The following is a 6,418-nucleotide window of genomic DNA, read 5'->3' on the forward strand; positions in this document are numbered from 1 at the left end:
CGATGGGAACCGTCGGAACAGGCACGGTACCGGGGCAGGGACTCACCTGGAGCCTGCGGGGGCGAGGCCCCGAGGACGTGCCGGTGCCCGCGGACGAGGGGCCGCCGGGCGGTCTGCCCGGGCGGCAGGCGACCGGGCGCGGGGTGCGGGTGTGCGTGGTGGACTCCGGTGTGGAGCTCGACCACCCGCTGGTCGGCCCGGTGGAGAGTTCCTGGGTGGTGGTCAAGGACCCGGAGAGCGGGTCGATCACGGTCGAGCCGACGGACACCGGCGACACCTGCGGCCACGGCACCGCGTGCGCGGGGATCATCCGCCGCACCGCGCCCGACTGCGAGATCCACAGCGTCCGGGTGCTGGGCGAGCGGTTCTCCGGCACCGGCGACGTCCTGATGGCGGGGCTGCGCTGGGCCGTGGAGCAGCGCTTCGACGTGGTGAACCTGAGCCTGTCGACCACCCGCACCCGCTTCGCCCCCGAGCTGCACGGCCTCGCCGACCGGGCCTACTTCAGCCGTACGGTCATCGTCGCCTCGGCGCACAACACGCCCGTGGAGAGCTTCCCGTGGCGGTTCGCCTCGGTGATCTCCGTGGGCAGCCACCAGGAGGACGACGAGCTCCACCTCTACAACCCGGACCCGCCGGTGGAGTTCTTCGGTCCCGGGCAGAACGTGTCCGTGCCGTGGCTGGGCGGCCGGACGATCCGCACCACCGGGAACAGCTTCGCCACCCCGTACGTCGCGGGGCTGTGCGCCCGCGTCCTCTCCGGGCACCCCCGGATGACGGCTTTCCAGCTCAAGAACGCCCTCTACCTCTCCGCGGCCAACGTGCACGCGGACCCGCGTCCTCACACAGCGGCAGGAGACACCCGTGACGACTCCGAGAACTGACGCCATGCCTCCCTCCCCGTCCGTCCACGCCCCGGGTGACGCCGCCCGGCACGAGCTGCTCCAGTCGGTCGTCGACGTGGCGCGCGCCATCTTCGGGGCGGCGGCCAGCTCCGTGTGCCTGCTCGACGAGGAGGCGGACGAGCTGGTGTTCCAGGCGGTCTCCGGCGAGGGCGAGGAGTTCCTGGTGGGGCGCAGGTTCCCGGCGGGGAGCGGGATCGCCGGCTGGGTGGCGATGTCGGGCGAGCCGATGGTGGTGGACGACCTGAGCCGGAACACCTCGTTCGACCGCTCGCTGGCGGAGTCGACCGAGTACGTCCCGGACGCCCTGATGGCCGCCCCGCTGATCAGCGAGGCGCGGGTGCTCGGGGTGCTGGAGGTGCTGGACCCCTCGCCGCAGGCCCGGTCGGGCGTGCGCGAACTGGATCTGCTGGCGATGTTCGCCCGGCAGGCGGCGGCGGCCCTGCGGGTGCTCGCCCCGCATCCCGCGGGCGCGTGCGGCGGGGCGCTGGAGGGCGAACGCCGTGAGGACGCGCTCCAGTTGCTGGGGAGCCTGGAGCGGCTGCTGCGGGGCGCGGGCTGAGGGTGCGCACACCGGCCGCGGCGCGGGAGTGACGGCGGTCGTGACGGGCAGGAGCCGGGAGAGCGCCGGGCCGTTCCCGCGCCGGCCCCAGCGGAAGGACGCACCTCGTGAAGCTCGCTTTCTCGACCCTCGGAGTACCGGGCATGCCCGTCGCGGACGTCGTGCGGCTGGCCGCCGGACACGGGTACCAGGGGGTCGAGCTGCGCGCCCATCCGGAGGAGCCGGTGCACCCCGGCCTCGGGTCGCACGAACGGGCCTCCGTGGTGGCGGAGTTCGAGCGGGGCGGGGTCGAGGTCCTCACCGTGGCCGGCTATGTGAAGGCCGCCGCCGCGGGGGACGACGCACCGGTGCTCGCGGAGCTCGCCGGACTGGTGGAGCTGGCCCGCGACCTCGGCGCCCGGTACGTCCGGGTGTTCCCCGGGGGCGGCGGCCAGGATCCCGCCGAGTCCGACGCGATCGCCGCCCGCCGGCTGGGCGCCGCCGCCCCGCACGCGGCCGACCTGGGTGTGCGGATCCTCCTGGAGACCCACGACTCGCACCGTGCGGGTGCCGACGTGGCACGGGTGGTGGGCACCGTGGGGCACGGGCGGATCGGCGCGGTCTGGGACGTCCTGCACACCTGGCTGGCCGGTGAGGAACCCGCCGCCAGTCACGCGGTGCTGGCCCCGCACCTGGGATACGTGCAGGTGAAGGACGTCGCCTCCGCCGAGGACACCACCCCGCTGGCCCTCGGCGCGGGGGTGCTGCCGCTGCAGGCGTGCCTGGACCTGCTGGACCAGGACGACTGGGTCTGCTGGGAGTACGAGAAGCGGTGGTACCCGCAGGCCGCCGCGCTGCCGGAGCTGCTGGCGGCGGGGCGGGAGCACCTCCTGCGGCTGGGCGCGCCGAAGCAGTAGCTCAGACGCGCGCCTCCCGGGCCTCCGGCCGCGGTGGTGCGACGGCGGGGCGGGACCGGGCCGGCGAGGTCAGGGCCACCCCGCCGACCAGCAGCGCGGCCGCGCACCAGCGCAGCGGGCCGACGTCCTCGCCGAGGAGGAGCGCGGCCGAGGACATCCCGAAGACGGGGACGAGCAGGGTGAACGGGGCCACGGACGAGGCCGGGTGGTGGCGGAGCAGGAAGCCCCAGGCCGCGAAGCCGAAGACGGTGGAGATCCAGGCGACGTAGACCACGGTCCCGGCGCCGGCCGGATCGAGCGCGGCGAGGGCCTCGGCGTCCCGGTCCCAGCCCTCGACGAGCAGGGAGAGGCCGAACAGCGGCAGCACCGGCACGGTGGAGACCCACACCATGAAGTTGAGGGAGTCCGGCGGGGCGGCCCGGCGGGTCAGTACGTTGGACACGCCCCAGCAGGCCGCCGCGAGGATCACCAGGGCGAAGCCGAGGACGGGTCCGCCCGCCCCCTCGTCGACGGCGGCCACCCCGATGCCGGCGAGCGCGACGCCCATCCCCAGGACCCGCCGCCGGCCGGGCCGCTCCGACAGGAACAGGGCCGCGAACAGGGCGGTGAAGACGGCCTGGGCCTGGAGGACCAGCGAGGAGAGCCCGGCGGGCATCCCGCGGTCCATCCCGATGAAGAGCAGCCCGAACTTGGCCACCCCGAGGACGAGGCCCACGCCGACGATCCATCTCCAGGCCACCGTGGGGCGCCCGACGAGGAACACGGCGGGCAGCGCGGCGACGAGGAAGCGCAGGGCGGAGAAGAGCAGGGGCGGGAAGTGGGCGAGGCCCAGCTCGATGACGACGAAGTTCACACCCCAGACGGCGGCGACCAGCACGGCCAGGGCGATGTGGAGGGGACGCATGCACCGAGCATCCGGTGCGGTGACCATGTAGCACCAGCGCGGATCTCTTCATGGTTGGATTGAGCGCCGCTTACGCGTCCCGCTCCCCCGGAGGCCCCGGTGCTCGATCTGTCCCGGCTGCGCGCCCTGCACGCCGTGTCCGTCCACGGTTCCGTCGCGGGCGCCGCCGCCGCGCTCGGCTACACGGCGTCGGCCGTCTCCCAGCAGATCACCAAGCTGGAGCGGGAGACCCGGACGACCCTGCTGGAACGGCGCGGGCGCGGGGTGGCGCTCACCGAGGAGGCGCTGCATCTGGCGTCCACCGCCCAGCGGTTGCTGGCGATCGTGGAGCAGGCCGAGACGACGCTGGAGCAGCGCAGGGGGCTCCCCACCGGGCGGCTGACCATCGCGGCGTTCGCCTCCGCCGCGCGCGGGCTGCTGCCGGGCGTGCTGGCGGAGCTGGAGCGGGAGCACCCGGCCCTGGACGCGCGGCTCACCGAGGTCGACCCGCACCTGTCGGTCGACCTGGTGGCGAAGGGCGTGACCGATCTCGCGGTCGCCCACGACTGGGACATCAGCCCGCTGCCCGCACCGGAGGGCGTCGCCCAGGCGGTGCTCGGCGACGACCGGTGCGATCTGCTGGTACCGCGGGGGCACCCGCTGGCCGGCCGGGAGGGCGTGCGGCGGGAGGAGCTCGGCACCGAGCGGTGGGTGTGCCAGCCGCCCGGCACGGTGTGCCACGACTGGCTCGTACGGACGCTGCGGGCGGCGGGGTGCGAGCCGGACATCCGGCACCGGGCGGAGGAGAACCACACCCAGCTGGCCCTGGTAGCGGCCGGGCTGGGGGTGGCGATGATGCCGCGGCTGGGCCGGGGGCCGCTGCCGGAGGGCGTCGTCGCGGTGGCGCTGGACCCCGTGCCGGTGCGGCGGCTGTACGCGCTGTGGCGGACGGAGGCGGCGCGGCGGCCCGCGATCACCGCGGCGGTGTCGGTGCTGCGCAGGCACGGTGCGGGAGCGGGTCTGACCTGCGACGACATCGATCCTGAGCGGTGAGGTTCCGGCGCCGTGCGGGCGCCGGCCGTCCTTCCGGGTGTCGCGGTGTTCTCGGGCCGCCCCCTTGACTGGTAGTTACTTTCCCTATATCCGTACCTTCTTGGAAGTTTCTTTCAGTACCGGAAGGGGCTCACGTGCACCACCGCACCTCCAGACGTACTCTCCTCACCGCGACCGCGGTGACCGTCGCAGCGGCGGCGACCGGCGTCGCCGCTCTTCCCGGCGCCGCGCAGGCAGCCGCGTCCGGCACCTCGTCGGACAGCCGCCTCGAGCGGCTCATCGCCCGGATGAGCCTGGAGGAGAAGGTCGGCCAGCTCTTCGTGATGCGGGTGTACGGACACTCCGCCACCGAGCCGGACCAGGCCGACGTCGACGCCAACCTCACCGAGATCGGGGTCCGGGACGCCGCCGAGCTGATCTCGACCTACCACGTCGGCGGGATCATCTACTTCTCCTGGGCGCACAACACCCGCGACCCGCACCAGATCGCCGAGCTGTCCAACGGCATCCAGCGGGCCGGGCTCGCCGGACGCACCCCGCTGCCGCTGCTGGTCTCCACCGACCAGGAGCACGGCATCGTGTGCCGCGTCGGCGAACCGGCGACGCTGCTGCCGGGGGCGATGGCCCTGGGCGCGGGCGGTTCGCGCTCCGACGCCCGGGCGGCGGGCCGGATCGCCGGGGCGGAGCTGGCGGCGCTGGGCATCAACCAGAACTACGCGCCGGACGCGGACGTCAACGTCAACCCGGCCAATCCCGTCATCGGCGTACGCTCCTTCGGCTCCGACCCGGAGTCGGTGGCCGGGATGGTCACCGCGCAGGTGAAGGGCTACCAGAGCGCCGGGGTCGCCTCCACGGCCAAGCACTTCCCGGGACACGGGGACACCAGCACCGACAGCCACACCGGGCTGCCCGTCATCACGCACACCCGGGAGCAGTGGGCCGAGCTGGACGCCCCGCCGTTCCGTGCGGCGGTGGCCGCGGGCATCGACTCGATCATGACGGCGCACATCGTGGTGCCGGCGCTCGACCCGTCGGAGGACCCCGCCACCCTGTCCCGTCCGATCCTCACCGGCATCCTGCGCGAGGAGCTCGGCTACGACGGGGTCGTGGTCACCGACGCGCTGGGCATGGAGGGCGTCCGCACGAAGTACGGCGACGAGCGCGTCCCGGTGCTCGCGCTGCTGGCGGGCGTCGACCAGCTGCTCAACCCGCCGGACCTGAAAGTCGCCTGGAACGCCGTGCTGGACGCCGTGAAGAGCGGCGAGATCAGCGAGGCCCGTATCGAGGAATCGATTCTGCGCATCCTGCGGCTGAAGACGCGGCTCGGGCTGTTCCGGGACCCGTTCGTCACCCGCCGGGGCGTCGACCGCACGGTGGGCGTCCGTGCGCACCTCGCCGCCGCGGACCGGATCGCCGAGCGGACGACCACCCTGCTGGCCGACGACGGTGCGCTGCTGCCCCTGTCCCGCAGGTCCCACCGGAACCTGCTGGTGGTCGGCGCCGATCCGGCCTCGCCGTCCGGCACGACCGGTCCTCCGACCACCACGCTGGCCGGGGCGTTCCAGGAGCTGGGGTTCGCGGCGACCGCGCTGTCCACCGGCACGGCGCCCACCGAGGCGAAGATCGCCGAGGCGGTCGCGGCGGCCCGGGGCAAGGACGCGGTGGTCGTCGGCACGTACAACGTCACGGCGACCAGCTCGCAGCGCACCCTGGTCAGCGCCCTCGCGGCGACCGGCGTCCCGGTGGTCACGGTGGCGATCCGGAATCCGTACGACATCGCGCAGCTGGCCGGTACGGGCTACGCGGCGAGCCTCGCCACGTACTCCTGGACGGACGTCGAGCTGCGGGCCGCCGCCCGGGTGATCGCGGGGCGGGCCCGGCCCGAGGGGCGGCTCCCGGTGCCGGTGCAGCGGGCGGACGCGCCCGACCGGAACCTGTACCCGGTCGGCCACGGGCTGTCGTACCGCGCCGGGTCCTCGGCTCCGTAGCCGTCCCGGCGGACGAGCGGCGGGCCGTGCCCGCCGGGTGCCGGCCGACCCCACGAGCCCGCACAGCCAGGCCACGCCCGCCAGGGCCCGCGGCGCCCCCGGCCACGACCCCAAGCACAACAGGCGCGACGACG

The 6,418-nt window shown here is 74.5% G+C and carries 6 protein-coding genes; 5 read left to right on the top strand and 1 reads right to left on the bottom strand.

Going from position 1 to position 6,418, the window contains the following annotated elements:
• Positions 1 to 2: 2 nt before the first annotated feature.
• From ABZ172_RS12245 to ABZ172_RS12255, 3 genes are all read left to right on the top strand, one after another.
• Positions 3 to 884: a S8 family serine peptidase gene (locus ABZ172_RS12245; protein ID WP_356882993.1), complete on the top strand. Its 882-nt coding sequence runs from the start codon at positions 3 to 5 to the stop codon at positions 882 to 884.
• 4 nt (positions 885 to 888) lie between these two features.
• Positions 889 to 1,464: a GAF domain-containing protein gene (locus tag ABZ172_RS12250; protein WP_356883014.1), complete on the top strand. Its 576-nt coding sequence runs from the start codon at positions 889 to 891 to the stop codon at positions 1,462 to 1,464.
• A 107-nt stretch (positions 1,465 to 1,571) separates the two neighbouring features.
• A complete protein-coding gene (locus ABZ172_RS12255) occupies positions 1,572 to 2,360 on the top strand; it encodes a sugar phosphate isomerase/epimerase family protein (RefSeq protein ID WP_356882995.1) in 789 nt (262 codons plus the stop codon).
• 1 nt (position 2,361) lies between these two features.
• On the opposite strand, the gene ABZ172_RS12260 is transcribed toward ABZ172_RS12255, so the two are convergent.
• A complete protein-coding gene (locus tag ABZ172_RS12260) occupies positions 2,362 to 3,264 on the bottom strand; it encodes an EamA family transporter (protein ID WP_356882997.1) in 903 nt (300 codons plus the stop codon).
• A 99-nt stretch (positions 3,265 to 3,363) separates the two neighbouring features.
• Between ABZ172_RS12260 and ABZ172_RS12265 the strand changes: the two genes are divergently transcribed.
• Together ABZ172_RS12265 and ABZ172_RS12270 are read left to right on the top strand one after the other, a co-directional pair.
• Complete coding sequence (locus tag ABZ172_RS12265; RefSeq protein WP_356883000.1) at positions 3,364 to 4,296, top strand: LysR family transcriptional regulator; 933 nt, start codon at positions 3,364 to 3,366, stop codon at positions 4,294 to 4,296.
• A 134-nt stretch (positions 4,297 to 4,430) separates the two neighbouring features.
• Entirely contained in the window at positions 4,431 to 6,284 is a 1,854-nt protein-coding gene (locus tag ABZ172_RS12270) for a glycoside hydrolase family 3 protein (protein ID WP_356883002.1), read from the top strand.
• Positions 6,285 to 6,418 lie beyond the last annotated feature (134 nt).

The organism is Streptomyces sp. NPDC006296 (genome assembly GCF_040613235.1).
Taxonomy (GTDB): Bacteria; Actinomycetota; Actinomycetes; order Streptomycetales; family Streptomycetaceae; genus Streptomyces.